Origin of the sequence: Pseudomonas sp. BF-R-19, from assembly GCF_019956445.1 — a bacterium.
GTDB lineage: Bacteria > Pseudomonadota > Gammaproteobacteria > Pseudomonadales > Pseudomonadaceae > Aquipseudomonas > Aquipseudomonas fluorescens_BH.
Window position 1 is genome coordinate 1 of sequence record NZ_JAHBDN010000096.1, and the last position, 19,351, is coordinate 19,351.

A 19,351-nucleotide genomic window follows, 5' to 3' on the forward strand; every position below is an offset into this window, starting at 1 on the left:
ATAGGAACGGCGTTCTTGTGGCATAGGCGTCCGCTTAAAAAGGCTAAAAATGGTGTCCACTTAAATTTAGGTGGACACCATCGCCTCAAGCGACGGTGTCAGGAAGGTGTGTTGCCCGGACGGTTACAATGTTTCTTCCCAACATCGACAATAAACAACCAATCGTCATCCCTGGAGAGATGCCTTTAGCTCTTGCCAAGCAGACGAACGACATGGTTTTTAAATTCGCAGAGCGGTGGGTCATCCGCGGTTAGGCCCCAGGCAGGATCCGCTCAAGCAAGTGCAGGTCCAAAGACGTGGTCACCCACCCTTTCCGCAGACCGTGCACGAACACGCTTGCGAAGGTCTTGCTGTTGGCGCTGGCGTCGAATTGACCCATTGGCCGATGCCATGATGTTCCAACAGCAATCCGCAAAAAACCAGCACTGGTAACGGTTCATAAGGTAGAAGCTTGGATCAGTATGGTTTCAGCAACTGGGTCAATGCTGTGCTGGCGATAACACCTGCGGCTAAGAATCGAGCATCTCTGCAGCTATGCCACTGCACTGTTCGAGAAGCGCCGCTATCACAATTTGTAACTTACTCGCATCATAGGCACCTGATTCAATAGCTTCAGGGGTGATCTTATAAAACGCCTTCGCGTAGCTATCTTTGTAGTCGAGCGAGCCTTGGTAAATATCCAGCGACTCCTTGTAATTCGTCCAAGTGACCTGCGGTGATGGACGGCCCTCCAACCTGAGGTCGAGGTAACACTCGATAGCCGCCGCGCAGCCGTTGATATCAGCATTCGCAACCCCACTAGGCCCGTTGGCCGGGAAATCGCGCAGCTCATCCAGGTCGGGTAGCACCATCACTCTCATGTTTACTGGGAGTTTGAAGCGTTGAAGGAGGCTTCGGTAGGTACCAATGCCTTCGGCATCGTTGTCTAACAGGAAGATCACACGACTGTGAACGTCAATTTTTACCAACCCTTCAGCGAATTTCGAAAGATTTCCAGTGCCGGAGAAAGGGTGACGCTCTTCGATATCGATGAAGCGGAAAAAATCCTCGATATCTGGCCTTAGCAGCGATAGGCCGCGCTTCAAAATGTGAGTATCAGATGTGCCTTCAGTCGCGATCAAATAAGTCTGGGTTCGACGCGCGCTGCCGACGAAATCCTCGTTTCTTGCCCAGCCGGCATCAACGAAGATGCCGTAATCCCAGACAACGTCTTCGTTCAGGTTGGCAGGATTTTCAGCAAGGACCCGAAGGGTTGAATACGGGCTCAAGAAGCCGATCAGAGAGCCGAAGTGGCGGCGCTCGGAATAACCTCCGATGTCGCGGTCAAAAACCCCGCTCGGCAATAGCGAAACCGCTGGATCAGCGGCGAAGCGGCCTTGTCCCTGCGCATGCTCAGCATCATAGCCGTCTACATACTCATTTTTAAGGTCCCTCAAAGCATGCGCCTTGATGAAGTCGACAAACTGTTCGAACGTCAAACGCTCGGGCCGTACTTCGGTGGGTTCATACTCGGCGAACTGGTCGCGGTCGAGCACGACCTGCTTTTCATACTCCGATTTGACTGATCCCATTGTGTACCCGAGTAGCTCCAGCCGTGACACCATGGAACCAAGAGTTCGGCAAAAACATAACTCCATTTGGTGAAGGCCTTCAGGGCTATGGGCGTAGTCGTAATCAATATTGCCGTGACGGCGGAACCGGCGGTCGCTCTCCTGATAGAGCATACCGTGGTCCATACCCATGTAGCCCGTATTATAAGTGAGATCAATATCGCCCACAGACAGTGTGATTGGAGTGCTCATGAAAACCTCATCACCTAGCGTTGATCTGCTATTGATATCCCGATGCTGGCCGCAATGGCGGTACACCAGACATTCTCCAACTTTAGAACCGAGATAGCGCCCGTCGATACCAAACACCTTCCCAAAGCGACGATACGCAAACCCCTGAAGATGGACACCATTTTGGTACGCAAATCTATTACTAGACTTCCGTACCGTGTCATTACCGCAGCCTGTCGACTCCCTGCTGCTGCACTCCTCGTGCGTACCTACTTCAAAGCAGGAAGCTCCTCAAAACCAGCTGCACCTAACTCGTCGCGCAACTCTTTGATGCAGGAAATGGGCACTGCCAACCAGAACAGATTTCTTGCTCTGGTTACCGCCACATAACCGATACGACCCTCTTCGCCATCGGTGCCTGCCAATAACGCTTGGACATTGGGCTTCTTCGCCACATACAGCACTGCGCCGATGGACTCACCTTTTACCTGATGGACCGTCTCTACCCTGATACCCGGCCCCTGTTTGGCATCTGCACCTTCACCAGCAAGAGGGAGCTCCAGAAGCTTGGTCTTTGCCAGCTTGTTACCAAGGGTGCCAACTGCCTTCAATCCAAACTGCTTTTCGATCGTCGCAAGCAGGATTTTAAGATTCTTCACAAGCCAGGGATGCCAATCGGTTTTGGCAATGAGAGTTGAGGACGGCAAACCAGCGTCTTCATTGCGAATAAAGGCCCATAGCAGTCGCCTCAACCGCAGCATCCATCCCTCATGCGGGGCACCTTGTAACTCGCTACTGAGTCCGTGGGGAGGATCATCCAGCAAACCGACGACAGCTCTGCATACACATTTAAAGCACTCCTGATAGCGCCCTTGCTGATCTCGTAGCAACGCCGCTTCACTGAACATGGCAACGGTGCCTTGTCCCGGAGGGGCGACCTTTCCAGCCAGCACCATCGCTCGATCCGCCGATCTGCAGATAATTGCCGCATCGTCGTGCTGCATTTTCAACTCGTCGATTCGAGCTTTGAAGGAGTCAAACAGCCTGGGGAGCTCCGAATCTTTGTACCCAATGAAATAAGCTCCCCCCGCCTCGGGATCTCGATCTGATTTGTCGTTCCTGCCACAAAGTCGGTTCGCAATGTCGATGATCGGTGGTAACGAACGATAATTTCGAGTCAGCTTGTATGGGGTGACACCGGCCCGCGCCTCGTAGGTGTGCAGAAACATGCCGTCAGCGCCCGCGAAAGCGTAGATGCCTTGATTGACGTCCCCGATGAGGGACACGGTTGCACCGGCCTTTATCAGAAGTTCCAAGATAGCCTGATGCAGCGTGCCCAGATCCTGAGACTCATCAACGAGGATTTGCGGGTAACGGGCTACTAAAGCTCGAAGCACAGCCGGCTGCTCTACCAAGGTTCGATAAACCCAGTAGCGTCCGAGGTCATGGGTGTAAGCGCCTGTGCTGCCAAGCCGTGTAACAGAATCTAGCGCCTTCCAGGTGACTAGGTGTGCTGGCCCTGCGTGGGTATCGACGAAGAAAAACGGACTCCCGTCTTCCATTCCTACCTTTAGTTCCTTGACCGAGAGCGGGCGGTCGTCGCCCCCTGGCCAATACTGATAGTTACTCAGGAACGGCTCAGAACCTGCTACGAGGTAGGCAGCCTTGGTCGCCGCCATGGTCCGATAGGCATGAGGTCGAAGTACGTGCTGCGTAAAAAAACCATCCAGCGTGTTGACCTCTACTAGCTTGCGATTGGCATCATCCGGCAGCGCCGACGCGAGCTGTTGGTATCCCTTGTTGAACGTGTTGACGGCCACATTGGAGAACGACAACAGCACGACACGACCCCGGCTTTTTTCCATCTTCTGCCGAACTGCGATCAGGCGTCTGATTGCGGTAGCAGTTTTTCCGCTTCCAGCACACGCCGTTACTGAGATCGGACCCAACTCGGCGCCGATGACATTTTTCTGTTCATCAGACATCCTCATGCTTGTTCACTCCCTTGCAGACGTGCCGGATCGCTTGCTCCAGGTACTCGGGCACCTTACAGCCAGGTTGCTTGGCAATGTGCTCGGCGAGTGCCTGGGCGTAACGGCCTTTCTGCACATTGCTGCTACTATCCTTGCGCTCGAACATGCCGCAAAACAGTGCTTTGGCCTTCGCCGTGTTGTCTGGCTGAGCGTTGACGATCTTGCCCAACGCCTTGGCAATTCGTGGATGGGGATCGCCGAGAGCCGCCAGCATGGCCTTACGATTCTCCTCAAGAAGCGCCAAGTCATATTCCAGAGTTTTTAAGCCATGGAAGATCTTCACAAATGCATCTTCCATACCCTTCATCTTGGTTGTATTGCTGGAGATCCGCACCTCATCCCCAAGGGACGGATAGACCTCAACACGCTTGACCTTTTTCTTTTTCGCTCCGACTTCGGCTTCAGCTGGCTCTTCGTCCTCTGGCTCACCAGCCTCTTCCTGGTAGCTAGCCTCAGCGAGAAGATCTTCGATCACTTCGTCGCTCAATTCACCCTGTGCCTTGCCCTGAATCTCAACCTCTTCGAAAGGGTCGGCGTCAGTGATTACAGAAACCGGAATCCGCAAACCTTTTTCGCCGAACAATGGCAGGAAGGAATCGAAATTGAGCCCCTCCACGCTGATAAGGCTGACACCGTACTCACGCAGATCGAGATTTATGAGTTTTGCGAGTGCATCGACCAGCATGAGCTCGGCTGCACCTTCGACGAAGATCACTCGACGAGCAAAAAACAGCTCGGCTCTGGTTACATCCAGATAGCGTTCGAGCTTTTCGCGCTTCCCCTTCTCAAAGGTTATGTCACGGGGGAAGAACGTCTGCACACCTGCCTCGTTCTCGACCAGACAGACCAGCGCCTCAAGCTCTGAGTTACTGGCAAAATTGGGGGAATGGCTTGTGACGAAGAGTTGAACTGATTTGTCGCCCTCACTTTTAGGCACGCTAGCGAGGTAGCGAAGTAGAACCCGCTGCAATTGCGGATGCAGGTGCGCCTCAGGCTCTTCTACAATCAAACTCCGATAGGCAGCATCGGGATTTTTAGCCAGCTCGCTCAGCACCACAGCCATGAAGATCAGGTTGTTGAAGCCCAGGCCGTTCTGCTCAATCTCCAACGCCTCTGCAGTGATGGAGAGCCTTGCCGAAAGACGCTGGAAGTCCGTGGCAGTTAGGCCAATAGCAAGCGCCTGCGCCAACTGCTCACCCATCATCAAGCCGTGACGGGACGAAATTGCGGCATGAGTGCTCTTGATTGACTCGTTCAATTGAAGTTCGTCATCCAGCTTCTTCAGCGCATCATTAATCGTCTTGCGGCCATCGTCATCGGTCAAAAGATGAAGCAAGCGGGCCAGTTGGCTGTTTCGGCTAGGACGAAGCCCCTGGGCCGCATCACGCAGAGGCTGCAAATAGACGCCGCGAAGGTTCTCCATCATATCGGAGGTGAGCGCGACCTCCTGATGATCGCCGCACCATCGTTTTACTTTGAATCGTCCCGTCTGATCCGCATCGGTGTACCGGACATGGATGTGCGCCTCCATGGCGTTGTCTTCACACGGTTTTAGCGCCGCAATGAAGTCTGCTTCATCCTCATGGCTGAGTCCTTTAAAGACAAAATGGAAGGTGATGTCGCCTGCCGGCTCGCCTTCGTTGGGACGGTGTCGGTCAGAAGTATCAAGACGGGGGTACGGTTCATCGTGACCGGCGAGAAGGGTTCGAAGCGCGTCGACTACGGCGCTTTTGCCCACATTGTTTGGGCCTACCAACACGTTCAGTCCCGGCTGAAATTTCAGCTTGGCGTCACGCAGTTTGCGGAAATTATTGATCGTCAGCTCAGCGAGGTACATGAAAGACTCCATCCTTGTTTTGCAGATCAAATCCTATTGAGCTGAAGCGTGCAATAACGGATACGTGATGGATGCTGCCTCAATCGCTCCAAGCTGGAGCAAGGTAAAAGGACAAGTATTGGCTCTGACGTCGAATTGACCCAGTGGCTGACGGCACGCTGACCCAGCACCGATCAGTTGACCAATACATGCGCTGATCGGCGACCCGCCCCTAGGCGATGCCATCATCGACCGGCTGCCACATAACGCTTATCGCATCGAGCTACAGAGCGAATCGATGCGCAAACGCATGACGAAATTGACGACGGCGATCACTTCAGAGTAACAATGCCTACCTGCGTCGCTGCGCTCCTAATGCCTGTCCGGATGAACGTGGAATGAATATCCGGATGCTCGTGGGCTGAGTGTCCGGATAGCGTGGAATCCGCAGTCAGACCTTCGTCGAGCTCAACAGGCACGAGCTGGCGACCCTAGTACGGCGGAGGCTGAAGCTGAAATCAAAGCCCGCAAAGCCGCTTTTCACGGTTTTAACCCAGGCGGTACCAAGTTCGTTGTGCGTTGCCTGGATGGCGGCGCTTGGGATCGCCCGTCCCTGTGGGGCGTGTTCCCGACCGTATATGACGCAATCGAGTTTTGCGAGAAAGGCCCGGCCTGGCGCCGAGCTCGCGCACCTCAAAGCTGAGTGAGGCCTTGCCGTCCATGCGTTAACCCGGTAACGGCCAAGCTGACGACTGCCAAGGCATTCTGCGTAACAGCGTCAAAGCCTTCGTAAAACACGCGCAAGGATAATCTCCTGAACCAAATCGCGTCCCGCTCAACTAGCCGGGCGAATGATGGTGTTCGCGTTATCGAAAAAACCATGACCGTTCAGTAAGCTACCAGCACAGGCGTCGACGCAGTGAGCGACCCACCAAGGATTTCGGAAGAACATGAGTTCGTATGATCTGATCAAAGATCTGGAGAGAAAACTGGCGCTCTACAAAGACACGCACCCTTCGCGTGTGGCCTCTCCAAATTTCCTTCACGAGCGGATCGCTCATTACATTCACGCTGCGCATATCTACCCGAGACCTCTAAACCGAGACAACGTGACAGCCCTGCTAGAGGGGCGAGATTCCTGGCCAACAGTGGCAGGTGCAGAGTTTTGTCTAGCCTACCCGGTGGACGTCTCGGAGCTTGAACAGGCCCGCGTTATCGCATTCCCGGATGACTATCTGGCCGTACAGCCCAAAGTGCCCTCAACCCCCGATATGCCACCAAAGCTGCGGCATCAGCTAGATGCACACACACTTCTGTACGAGCTGAGGTACCTCAACGATGTCTGGGAACCCCCGCAGTTAAGACTTTGCCAAGAAGACGTTACCTCGATCGACCTGGCCGTCCTGCGCGATACCTTTGAATCCCGAGCCGAAGGTTATCGGCTGAAGGTAAAGCGCGAAGACCTGAAAGGCGTAGGCACTTTCCTATGGAAACGACTGATAGACGGCTCCGTCGACCCAGATACCGCTTTTTCCAATTACATCACCAGGATGCGGCTGGCCGCTGGCAGTATTGCTATCTTCCAAATCGATTTCGATCTAGATATCGACGTTAAACAGTTCCTTGACTGCGCCTTCAACTATATCGCTGCAGATAAGACGCTCTTTGATAGCTGGGCAGACTGCGCAGCCAATGTCGCTATCAGTCATAATCGTGTTAACAACATCATCAAGAAGCCATCTCCTCTAGTGGTGCAGAAAAGACCGGGACAACCTGACGAGGTGAGCCAAGAAGCGGAACCCTATTGTGAGGCGCTTGACTTCTCTCAGCTTGAAAGCATGATCTACAATCTGGCGAGCAGCCCCCCCACCACGCTCATGGAGGGCGCAAAATGGTGGAAAGATGTAACGCATTATCGATTCCAAGGGATCGGAGGCATTAGCGAGCACTTAGTTCATTTAATCCTCCAGCGCGAGCACAACCTTTACTCCCCCAGAGACAGCTTCCCTCTCACCCGGAAACTAATCGATTTAGCCTATCGCTCCCCTAAACTGGTCGGAGCCCTGTTCAGTGATATCTATCACCCTCCCTATCTTTGCTTCTTACTCTCGAACCCGAAGACAAACCAATTTGGCTTGATCGGTGTTTATGGAAATATAGAGCGGAACATGCGCCCCATATCAGAATATGCCTCTTATGAGAAGACCTGGAGTGACTTAGTATGGGCTCAAGCTCTTGAAGTATTTTACAACAGCTACGAGCAGTATGTTCGCCTACCAGCCCTCCCCGAGGCTGTAGATCAGCTTTGCGAAATGATCGCCTGGTTTGCCACCCACGAGATCAACTACAACTCTAGTCACAAGTTAATGGCAGACACTCGCCTGCCTAGCCTCCAAAAGACCATAAGCACCGTGAGGTACTTGGATGACTCAAGACAAGTTAGGTACCTCATAGAAGACCACCGCCAAATACTCATCAATCGGGCGCACGAACACCTTAAGAAGGCTCGTATAGGGGACCGACATCTACCCCTCGGAGGGTGGCTGATTTTATTCTGGTGCCTTGAGTGGGATTTGGCCTCATCCAAGTCACACCATAATTCGAGTAGCCATGCACTTGATGCATGCGAGGCATTGATCGAAAGCTACCTAGGACTGCTGCATGACCGCCTGAATGGTGACACGAATGCGGTTGATGACCCGCTCGCATTTGATGAGTTTGAATGGCTCAACGTCTATATAAACGCATTAGCCAAGCATCGCGAACGCTGGATCAATGCTCTTGATGATCAACCCGCGATCGAGTCAGGTAACCCCACCAAAGAAAAAAGAGACACCGTATTCGCTGCTCGCATGCACACCCGATTGCTACTGAAACTTTTCACGCAAACTGAGCACACTCCAGAGCACGCAGCGGAGAAGCGCATTTTTGCAAGTAAGCTCATGGGTATTATCGAACGCTTTGGCTTCTATTCAGAGTGGCAATCTGGAGTTTTCGATTATTTGCATGATAACTCGGACTACAGCCCCATAAAACTATGGCCAACAGTTTGCAATGTAGCTAACAATTTTACTCCGAAAGAATTTCAAGAGCTAATTGCAATTTTGCGGCGAAGGGAGGCCCCTTTAAGAGCGCTATTTATAATGCTAGAACGTACCACTGCATATGAGAACAAGAAACTTGTAGTGGGACTTATAGCTGAGCGCAATCTAGAAGAGGCGGCAACCAACTGGACTCCCGAAGCCTTCGACATCATCCTGAAAGCCGCTAACAATGGTCAGATGAAAATTGCCAGGGAATATCTAGACTACGTGAGAAAATACTCTCACAAAACCTTTAAAAACAAGACTACTGAAATATCTGCCAAACTAGACCTTAAAGATATATTTGACAACAAAAAGCTGCCAGACCAGGAAAAAATCAATAGGCTATGTCTGTATAAAATATCCAGCGAAGAACAACAGGTCACCAATGAAGTTCAAAGCTTCAAACGATACCTGATTGCTTCTCTCACAATGTTTGTGGATCATGCCAAAGCACTGGACATGTTCAGCAGTGTGCTCGATGTTGAACAGACACTACAAAACGCGACGGGTTTGATCAAAGTAGCGCTCTCTTGGCCCACTGACATCGCTCGACCCGAACCACTTGAGTTTTATTTAAAGCGCTGGCTGGACACCTATCAAACAACTTTCAAGACGGATCTCGACGCCAAACTCAGCGATGTTGAGCTAAATTACATTCTTCAGCTCTGCTTGGAAACGGAACATTTCGACGATTTCAAACGATTCTGGAATGTGGCTTCGCCCCAGCAGCAGAAGGCCTATGAATTAGCTCCACTGAGGGCAGAGTATCTCAAGCGTATGAGAAGCGCCGAAGAAGCACTCTCTTATCTCCAACAGATACGCATTACTCATCGATCTTTCCCACAGGATGCAGAAGAAAAAATCGCTGCCATTGAGAATAGCCTCAGGAGCACCGGCACCGTGGGCCTCTCTAAGCCTCAGCCAATCCTCAATGCTGAGATTGACTCCTTTCATGACAAGCTGCGTCTTGCATGGCTTACAATCAAGGACATGAACGCATACGATCAAAGTCAAATATTTATGAATGCCACAACAAATATTGATGAGTACCTGTTCGAATTGGTAGAGCATGTGGGCCGGGAGTTACTGAAACGTAATGGAAATCTCCAGCGCAAGAAATTGGCTCCAGCGTCCGCGAGCACGATCATGCTTGATGAGGAAGACATGATTAACGACTGGTTTGTATCGCTCGTATGTCAACGCATGAGTTTTCTTAACTGGACGATGCCCGATCAGTCACGTACTGGGCGCTCAGGCAGCGGTAAGGGTGTCGGCGAGATTGATGGTTGGGTACGGGATGGAAGGGGAAACCCGGTGTTCCTATTTGAAGGTTTTAGGCTTGGGAACTACATCGACACTACGCAAATTGATGAGCACCTGAACAAGATCGGCAGATATAACTCCATGGGTATGAGTACGGTGTTTGTGGTGATTTATGTCGCTACGGAAAACTTCTCACGACTGTGCGAATCCTATGTTAGACATGTTGAGAAATGCGACTACAGAGACTTTGACGATGATTACAAAAGCGGATTACAACTCATAACAACACAGGGAAATAGCTTTAACGCCAGATACTATAAGGAAACACGTAAAATCAATCAGAGTGATGTGAACATCTACCACCACTTGTTACATCTCAAACCACCCATGGACAGTGATGAGGGATGATTTGAAAGATTTGGAATGAGAACTCCATCACAGCGCAAGCCTGCGAAAAATTTTGAGTCGGCGACCGTGTCCTAGTGCAGCAGCTGCAGAGCGAGGTTGTCGAACTGGAAGCGACAGATAACGGAGAGATATCTGTCGCTGACTGCTCGAAAGCCCCCAGTGAACTCCCACCGCGGTGACCCGACCAGCCAGTCTTGGATGTGGGTGCAGGCTAGCGGCCCGCCCGATTTGACCCAGGCGGAACGAGAAGCAGCCCTGCTATTGCTTCGTGAAGCCCAAGCGTGACTGTGGCGGAACGGGCTACCCTGGGCCCTGAAGCTCAAGCGTCCCATCACCCTGCCTCTGCTACCAGAATTCGTCAGATTGGACTACACCAGCACCAGTTCGGTTTTCCCCATCCAGCGGCGGATCACCCCGATACCCTACAGATGCTTTGCGCCCAATCGAAACGGAGCAAGCCCAGTCCTACTTGCTGTAGGGTGCGTTCTAAGGTATCCATCCCTGAATTCGGTCTATGGCGGCTATTTCTGCTTTGAGATCGATTCCGTCTATCCAGTGCTGGAACTAACATGCCCGATTATTCTCTTCCCCAGCGGCCATCGTCTCACGTGATCGATAGTCGCGCCAAAACGTTACTTCGTGCGGCGCTTCCGCCTCAATGGATACTGCGAGACCAGACCGAGAACGACTACGGCATCGATTTTCATCTCGAGTTCACTGATCAGAACAACCAGGTCATCGGCTGGATTGCTGGAATTCAGCTAAAGGGGACAGCGTCTGGGAGCCGTGAAAAGCCCGAGGAATCCCCCGTTGTTGAGATCAAACGGAGAACCCTTAATCTCTGGAAAGTTTACGAAACACCCGTTTTCATAGTGATGATCGATGTAGATACTGAGCAGGTTTATTTCAAGTCGATTGAGCTGGAAAAACGACTTGATCCCGCTAGATTCATAATCGGACGTACCGAGTCTCTGAGCTTACGGTTTACCGAAGCAGATTTTACAGATGTAAAAAAACTCGATGTGCATTACCAGTTCGCTAAAAATCTTCGAATGATGGATTGGGCGCTGCCGTCGATCATGGCTACACATAAGACGTTTATAAGCCTGTTCGATCGCTACCAACGCAACGGCCACCTGCCGGTAGATGGCGAGGGGACATATGATCCCGAGAATTTCGCTGCCCATGAGCATGAGCGTCGCATTCGCAATGTCTACTCCGACATGAGGGAGCTCTGCCCGCTAATCGGATTTGCATGGGGTGTTCCGAGCATCGAGGCAACCATCCACGACCACGACTGGTACGATGGAGGTAGCGAAATGTATGAATGCCACTTCACCATGATCCTGCAACAACTTGATGTTAAGTTTCAGGAAATATTCGAAACTGTAAAAATAATTGTGACGAGCTTTAATAAATACTGGAAATTACGCAACCCCGAGTTTGCCGCCTACGCGCTTGAAGATCATCCTTTGTTCTCGAAGCTGACCCATGAGCAACGCAAACCTTATCTGAAATTCTAGGGTAGTTATCACCTTGCCTATATTTGACTTTGAAGGCACCCCAAGTTTGATGCAGTTATCTCCATCGCCACCGAGCATGCGCTGATTTCACCTTCACACGCAGTCTAACCTCCGCTGGGTCATCCGTTGAACCAGCGGTTGACGAAGGGCTCATTGCTTGTTGCACAGACCACCAAGTATAGCCTCGTTTCAGGATGCACTGAACGCTACGTAGGGACGAAACCCCAGGCCGAATACGTCCTCAAGCATAAAGGCTTCTTTGAACTGGATTCCGGGGTTCGGATGGAGGATTTGGTGAATGTCTGTTTTATGGGCATCAAGCATACGTGCGCGAAAAATGATTGCTGAGATCGGCGCCGGGGCCCGATACAGCTTACTTCCAGCAAGCGCAAGGGGGTCTCCATTCTCTCTCATACTTCCACTGCTTGGCCTTCGTTTACACACAAACGTCGATAAAGCTCTCCTCGGCATCGGCAGGCAGATTTTTCAAAGAGAGTGACGGGTAGATCTCGGTGTATTTCACCGGTTGAGCGAGGCGGTCCAGCAGACACGTATCATCGATCATGAACTCGATGCAGAAGCCCTTGTGGTACTCAGCGTAGTGACTCGGTACTTTCAGGGCATCGTCCACCACGGCATTTTTCATGATGATCTCGAGGGCATGTGCGACAGACTCGTGCAGCCTCTTGGGGTCAAGTTAATCGCGCAATTGAAAGGATCGTTGAAGCTGGCAGGGCTGGACTGAATCGCCCCTGGTTTCGTAGAAACCTCCAAGCCCAGCAAACCAATTACGCGGATGCAAATATTGGGTCGAACACAGCCGATCGGAGTTGCTGCTCTCGAGCGAGAGCGGATTAGCTTGTCCTTGATGAGCCCTGCACCCTCCCTCCAGATCCAATGAGGAGTTACACCGAAAGCCAGCCACTGCCATACTGGAGTCCGTGAGAAATCGCCGCTCGCGAGCGCTCTCGCACCCCATGTAACTGGGGGCAAAACTGGGGGCATCATTAGTTTTTTATGACATGAAACTACCGTCCTAGAGCCTAGTCAAAATGTTTTTTGGGGATCCGGATAGCTTGGCCTGATCCTGATTGTGTAGAAGGCTGCCGGCCTCTTCGCGGGCAAGCCCGCCCCCACAAAGTTCACACCGTACCTTGTGGGAGCGGGCTTGCTCGCGAAAGGCCATCACTCGGTTCAGCGCCGGACTATTGCATCCAATACAACACACAATTGTCATCGATCCAGTTGATGACGACCGAACGCAAGGCGCAGGCTAGAGGGCTGGCTTGGGTCTTATATCATTCCGAATGATAGTTACCTTCGCCCCATTCGATTCGTGAGATACAAACCCGCCGCGCATCATTCGCCAATCTCAACACATTGGCGGATGCATCCATGGAACAGTCACTCAAACATTTGCGCTTCCCGTTGGCTTTGTTGGCCGTAGTGGTGATCAGCGCTTGCGGCAAGGCCCCGGAAACCGCCGCCAGCATGCCAGCGGCCAAGGTCAGCGTGGCCAAGGTGCTGGAACAACCGGTCAACGAATGGGACGAATTCACCGGCCGCCTCGAAGCGCCGGAAACCGTCGAGATTCGTCCACGGGTCTCCGGCCAGATCGATGAAGTGGCGTTCACTGAAGGCGCCCTGGTCAAAAAAGGCGACCTGCTGTTCCAGATCGACCCGCGTCCGTTCCAGGCTGAGGTCCGCCGCCTCGAAGCCCTGGTTGCACAATCGCGCGCCAATGCCACCCGCAGCGAAAACGAAGCCCAGCGCGGTGAGCGCCTGCGCACCAGCAACGCCATTTCCGCAGAGCTCGCCGACTCGCGTACCAGCGCCGCCCAGGAAGCCCGCGCCGCCGTCGGTGCCCTGCAAGCGCAGCTGGACCTGGCCAAGCTGAACCTGAGCTTCACCCGCGTCACCGCCCCCATCAGCGGCCGCGTCAGCCGTGCGGAAATCACCGCCGGCAACCTGGTGACCGCCGACACCACCCCGTTGACCAGTGTGGTCTCCACCGACAAGGTGTACGCCTACTTCGACGCGGACGAGCGTGTGTTCCTCAAGTACACCGAGCTCGCTCGCCAGGGCAAGCGCGGCGCCACCACCCCGGTCTACATGGGCCTGTCCAACGAGGACGGCAACCCGCACCAGGGCGTGATGAACTTCGTCGACAACCAGGTCAACCCGAAGACCGGCACCATCCGTGGTCGCGCCGTGTTCGACAACAGCGATGGCAGCTACACCCCGGGCCTGTATGCACGCCTGAAACTGGTGGGCAGCGGCACCTACAGCGCCATGCTGATCAACGATGAAGCGGTCGGCACCGACCTAGGCAAGAAGTTCGTGCTGGTGATGGATGGCGACAACAAGACCGCCTACCGCGCGGTGGAACTGGGTCCGAAGATCGAAGGCTTGCGCATCGTGCGCAACGGCCTGAACAAGGACGACACCATCATCGTCAAGGGTCTGCAGCGGGTACGCCCTGGTTCACCGGTCACCCCTGAAGTGATTCCGATGGCCAGCGAACAAACCCTCGCGGCACTCGCACAACAACGCCAAGCGCTGGAAGCCAGCAACCTGCCTCAAGTCGCGCCTGCCAGGGTTGCACCGGGTACGGCTGTGAAACTGGCTGCCACGACCCCACGCGGTTAAGGGATTTTTACGATGAATTTTTCCCAATTCTTCATTTCGCGGCCGATCTTCGCAGCAGTGCTGTCGCTGCTGATCCTGATCGCCGGTGCGATCTCGCTGTTCCAGTTGCCGATCAGCGAATACCCGGAAGTGGTGCCGCCGACCGTGGTGGTCCGCGCCAACTTCCCGGGTGCCAACCCCAAGGTCATCGGTGAAACCGTGGCCGCTCCGCTGGAGCAAGCCATCACCGGCGTCGAGAACATGCTGTACATGTCCTCGCAGTCGACCGCCGACGGCAAGATCACCCTGACCATCACCTTTGCCCTGGGTACTGACCTGGACAACGCCCAGGTGCAGGTGCAGAACCGCGTGACCCGCACCGAGCCGAAGCTTCCCGAGGAAGTGACGCGCATCGGTATCACCGTGGACAAGGCGTCGCCCGACCTGACGATGGTGGTGCACTTGACCTCGCCGGACAAACGCTACGACATGCTCTATCTGTCCAACTACGCGATCCTGAACATCAAGGATGAGCTGGCGCGGCTGGGCGGTGTCGGTGACGTGCAACTGTTCGGTATGGGCGATTACTCGCTTCGTGTCTGGCTCGATCCGAACAAGACCGCTTCGCGCAACCTGACCGCCACCGATGTGGTCACCGCGATTCGTGAACAGAACCGCCAGGTGGCGGCCGGTGCCTTGGGTGCGCCCCCTGCCCCGAATGCCCAAAGCTTCCAGTTGTCGGTCAACACTCAGGGCCGTCTGGTTTCCGAGGAAGAGTTCGAGAACATCATCATTCGCTCTGGAGATAACGGTGAGATCACTCGCCTGAAAGACATCGCCCGAGTTGAACTGGGTTCCAGTCAGTACGCCCTGCGTTCCCTGCTGAACAACCAGCCGGCGGTGGCGATCCCGATCTTCCAGCGTCCGGGTTCCAACGCCATCGATATCTCCAACGAAGTCCGGGCGAAAATGGCCGAGCTGAAGAAAACCTTCCCCGAAGGCATGGACTTCAGCATTGTCTATGACCCGACGATCTTCGTGCGCGGCTCCATCGAGGCGGTGGTTCACACCCTCTTCGAAGCGCTGATCCTCGTGGTACTGGTGGTGATCCTGTTCCTGCAGACCTGGCGCGCCTCGATCATTCCGCTGGTCGCTGTGCCGGTATCGCTGATCGGTACCTTTGCCGTGATGCACTTGTTCGGTTTCTCGCTCAACGCCTTGTCGCTGTTCGGCCTGGTGTTGGCGATCGGTATCGTGGTGGACGATGCCATCGTGGTGGTGGAGAACGTCGAACGGAACATCGAACTCGGATTGACCCCGGTCGAAGCCACCAAAAAAGCCATGGGCGAGGTAACCGGCCCGATCATCGCCACGGCGCTGGTGCTGTGTGCGGTGTTTGTTCCGGCGGCGTTCATTTCCGGGCTGACCGGCCAGTTCTACAAGCAGTTCGCCCTGACCATCGCGATTTCCACGGTGATCTCTGCCTTCAACTCCCTGACCCTGTCGCCGGCCCTGGCCGCAGTATTGCTCAAAGGCCACGACGCACCGAAAGACCGTTTCTCCAAGGTGCTGGACAAGATTTTCGGTGGCTGGTTGTTCCGTCCGTTCAACCGTTTCTTTGAAAAGGCCAGCCATGGTTATGTCGGCACCGTTGCCCGCGTGATCCGCTCAAGCGGTATCGCCCTGCTGCTGTACGCCGGCCTGATGGTCCTGACCTTCTTCGGTTTCTCCAGCACCCCGACCGGTTTCGTACCCGGGCAGGACAAGCAATACCTGGTGGCCTTCGCGCAACTGCCGGATGCCTCGAGCCTGGACCGTACCGAAGACGTGATCAAGCGCATGTCCGACCTCGCCCTTAAACAGCCGGGCGTGGAAAGTGCGGTGGCGTTCCCTGGCCTGTCGATCAATGGTTTCACCAACAGCCCGAACGCCGGCATCGTGTTCGTGACCCTGAAACCGTTCGACGAACGTAAAGACCCGAGCATGTCCGCCGGTGCGATCGCCGGTGCCTTGAACGGCCAGTACGCGAACATCCAGGAAGCCTACATGGCGATCTTCCCGCCGCCGCCGGTACAAGGCCTGGGCACCATCGGTGGTTTCCGCCTGCAGATCGAAGACCGGGGCAACCTGGGCTACGAAGAGCTGTACAAGGAAACCATGAACATCATCAACAAGAGCCACAACGTGCCGGAACTGGCTGGCCTGTTCACCAGCTACACCGTGAACGTGCCGCAGGTCGATGCCGCCATCGACCGGGAAAAAGCCAAGACCCACGGCGTGGCCGTCAGCGACATCTTCGACACCCTGCAGATCTACCTGGGTTCGCTGTATGCCAACGACTTCAACCGCTTTGGCCGTACTTATCAGGTCAACGTTCAGGCCGAGCAACAGTTCCGTCTCGAATCCGACCAGATCGGCCAGCTGAAAGTGCGTAACAACAAAGGCGAGATGATCCCGCTGGCGACCTTCATCAAGGTCAGCGACACCTCAGGTCCCGACCGTGTGATGCACTACAACGGCTTCATCACCGCTGAAATCAACGGTGCGGCAGCCCCCGGCTACAGCTCCGGCCAGGCCGAAAAAGCCATCGAGAAACTGCTCAAGGAAGAACTGCCCAACGGCATGACGTATGAATGGACCGACCTGACCTACCAGCAGATTCTGTCCGGCAACACCGCGCTGTTCGTATTCCCGCTCTGTGTGCTGCTGGCGTTCCTGGTACTGGCGGCCCAGTACGAAAGCTGGAGCCTGCCACTGGCGGTGATCCTGATCGTACCGATGACCCTGCTGTCGGCCATCACCGGTGTGATCGCCTCTGGCGGTGATAACAACATCTTTACCCAGATCGGTTTGATCGTATTGGTGGGGCTTGCCTGTAAGAACGCGATTCTGATCGTCGAGTTTGCCAAGGACAAACAGGAGGAAGGCTTGAGCCCGCTGGCGGCGGTACTCGAAGCGTGCCGCCTGCGTCTGCGGCCGATCCTGATGACTTCCTTCGCGTTCATCATGGGTGTTGTGCCGCTGGTGTTCTCCAGCGGTGCCGGTGCCGAAATGCGCCACGCCATGGGTGTAGCGGTGTTCTCCGGGATGCTCGGGGTGACCTTCTTCGGTCTGTTGCTGACGCCAGTGTTCTACGTATTGATTCGTAACTTTGTCGAGCGCGGCCAGGCACGCAAAGCCGCCAAGGCCGCCCTGAAGCTGGAGTCGCATTGATGAGTTTGAAAGCCTTCCTGCCGAGCCTGCTGGTACTGGCCCTGAGTGCCTGTGCCGTGGGCCCGGACTACAAGACGCCAACCACCGAGGCGGCCAATATCGCGGCCGCCACCGATGGCGCCGCCGGCCAGAAGAACTTTGACCGTTCGCGTTTCGAAGGCATCTGGTGGCAGCAGTTCGAAGACCCGACCCTCAACCAGCTGGTGACGCAATCCCTGCAAGGCAACCGTGATTTGCGCGTCGCCTTCGCCCGCTGGAAAGCCGCACGGGCGATCCGCGATGACGTCAGCAACGACGCCATGCCGACCATCACCAGCCGCGTCAGCAGTGACCTGGGCAAAGGCCAGATTCCGGGCCAGACCACCGACCGGGTCAACAGCGAACGTTATGACCTGGGCCTGGATATGGCCTGGGAAATTGACTTGTTTGGTCGCATCCAGCGCAACCTGGAGTCGGCCAACGCAGAGCAACAGGCATTCGAGGCCGACCTGTACCAACTGCAAGTCACCATGATTGCCGAACTGGTGGATTCCTACGGGCAACTGCGCGGCGCGCAGTTGCGTGAGAAAATTGCCCTGGCCAACCTGCAGAACCAGCAGGAGTCGCGCAAGATCACGGTCAGCCTGCGTGATGCCGGCGTCGGCGATCAGCTCGATGTGGAGCGCGCCGATGCGCGACTGGCGTCGGTTGAGGCCAGCGTGCCGCAACTACAGGCCGAACAGATTCGGCAGAAAAACCGCATCGCCACCCTGCTGGGTGAACGCCCGGACAAGCTGACCGTGGACCTGAGCCCGAAAGACCTGCCGGCGATCGCCAAGGCATTGCCGATCGGTGATCCGGGTGAGTTGTTGCAACGCCGTCCGGACATTCGCAGTGCCGAGCGCCAATTGGCGTCGGCCACGGCGCGTATCGGCGTGGCCAAGGCGGATCTGTTCCCTCGAGTCAGCCTCAGCGGCTTCCTTGGCTTTACGGCCGGGCGCGGTTCGCAGATCGGCTCCTCGGCGGCCAACGCCTGGGCGCTGGGCCCGAGCATCACCTGGGCGGCGTTTGACCTGGGCAGCGTCAAGGCCCGGTTGCGCGGTGCTGACGCCGATGCCGAAGGCGCCCTGGCGACCTACGAGCAGCAAGTGTTGCTGGCCCTGGAAGAGTCGGAAAACGCTTTCAGCGACTACGGCAAACGCCAACAGCGCCTGATCTCGCTGATTCGCCAGAGCGAGTCCAGCCGTTCGGCCGCCGACCTGGCGGAGATCCGCTACCGCGAAGGCACGGCCGATTTCCTGGTGCTGCTCGACGCCCAGCGTGAACGCCTGGCAGCCGAAGACACCCAGGCCCAGGCTGAAGTCGACCTGTATCGCGGCATCGTCGCAATCTACAAGGCCCTCGGTGGCGGCTGGCAGCCGGAGACGGTCGCGAGCAATTAACCCGATGTTTTGAAGTGCTCCTTTGGTTGGCCGCAACCAACCAATTTCCTTGCCCTGCGTCTCATTCGGTCGCGGGGCTTTTTTTGCCTTAACACAATACCGAAACCACCACAGTTCCCTGTGGGAGCGGGCTTGCTCGCGAAGGCGGTGCGTCAGTAAACATATGTATTGCCTGACAC

Annotated in this window: 9 protein-coding genes and 1 pseudogene; 6 read left to right on the forward strand and 4 right to left on the reverse strand. The window is 54.9% G+C overall.

Annotated features, from left to right (window positions below; translation table 11 throughout):
• Positions 1-509: 509 nt before the first annotated feature.
• The 3 genes from KGB28_RS27220 to KGB28_RS27230 form a co-directional block, all read right to left on the reverse strand.
• Complete coding sequence (locus KGB28_RS27220) at positions 510-1,802, reverse strand: HEPN/Toprim-associated domain-containing protein (RefSeq protein ID WP_223448635.1); 1,293 nt, start codon at positions 1,800-1,802, stop codon at positions 510-512.
• 248 nt (positions 1,803-2,050) lie between these two features.
• Positions 2,051-3,766, reverse strand: a complete 1,716-nt coding sequence (locus tag KGB28_RS27225; RefSeq protein WP_223448636.1) for a UvrD-helicase domain-containing protein — start codon at positions 3,764-3,766, stop codon at positions 2,051-2,053.
• Positions 3,759-5,651 carry an ATP-dependent nuclease gene (locus tag KGB28_RS27230; protein ID WP_223448637.1) on the reverse strand — a complete coding sequence of 631 codons (1,893 nt, stop codon included), beginning with the start codon at positions 5,649-5,651 and terminating at the stop codon, positions 3,759-3,761. Before KGB28_RS27230 ends, KGB28_RS27225 begins: the two co-directional genes overlap by 8 nt.
• Positions 5,652-5,838: 187 nt before the next feature.
• Here KGB28_RS27230 and KGB28_RS27235 point away from each other — a divergent pair.
• The 3 genes and pseudogenes from KGB28_RS27235 to KGB28_RS27245 form a co-directional block, all read left to right on the forward strand.
• Positions 5,839-5,976 (forward strand): annotated as a pseudogene (locus tag KGB28_RS27235) (ATP-binding protein); the annotation flags it as partial.
• A 604-nt stretch (positions 5,977-6,580) separates the two neighbouring features.
• A complete protein-coding gene (locus tag KGB28_RS27240) occupies positions 6,581-10,387 on the forward strand; it encodes a hypothetical protein (RefSeq protein WP_223448638.1) in 3,807 nt (1,268 codons plus the stop codon).
• A 569-nt stretch (positions 10,388-10,956) separates the two neighbouring features.
• Positions 10,957-11,910 carry a DUF4365 domain-containing protein gene (locus KGB28_RS27245; protein WP_223448639.1) on the forward strand — a complete coding sequence of 318 codons (954 nt, stop codon included), beginning with the start codon at positions 10,957-10,959 and terminating at the stop codon, positions 11,908-11,910.
• Positions 11,911-12,346: 436 nt separating this feature from the next.
• On the opposite strand, the gene KGB28_RS27250 is transcribed toward KGB28_RS27245, so the two are convergent.
• Positions 12,347-12,556, reverse strand: a complete 210-nt coding sequence (locus KGB28_RS27250; RefSeq protein WP_223448640.1) for a DUF2971 domain-containing protein — start codon at positions 12,554-12,556, stop codon at positions 12,347-12,349.
• A gap of 749 nt (positions 12,557-13,305) precedes the next feature.
• Between KGB28_RS27250 and mexE the strand changes: the two genes are divergently transcribed.
• From mexE to KGB28_RS27265, 3 genes are read left to right on the forward strand one after another with little or no spacing between them, the layout of a single operon-like run.
• Complete coding sequence (mexE, locus tag KGB28_RS27255; protein ID WP_223448641.1) at positions 13,306-14,559, forward strand: multidrug efflux RND transporter periplasmic adaptor subunit MexE; 1,254 nt, start codon at positions 13,306-13,308, stop codon at positions 14,557-14,559.
• Positions 14,560-14,571: 12 nt separating this feature from the next.
• The gene (locus KGB28_RS27260; RefSeq protein WP_223448642.1) at positions 14,572-17,751 is read left to right on the forward strand and encodes an efflux RND transporter permease subunit; all 3,180 of its coding nucleotides are present in this window, start codon (positions 14,572-14,574) and stop codon (positions 17,749-17,751) included.
• Positions 17,751-19,172: an efflux transporter outer membrane subunit gene (locus tag KGB28_RS27265; protein ID WP_223448643.1), complete on the forward strand. Its 1,422-nt coding sequence runs from the start codon at positions 17,751-17,753 to the stop codon at positions 19,170-19,172. Before KGB28_RS27260 ends, KGB28_RS27265 begins: the two co-directional genes overlap by 1 nt.
• Positions 19,173-19,351 lie beyond the last annotated feature (179 nt).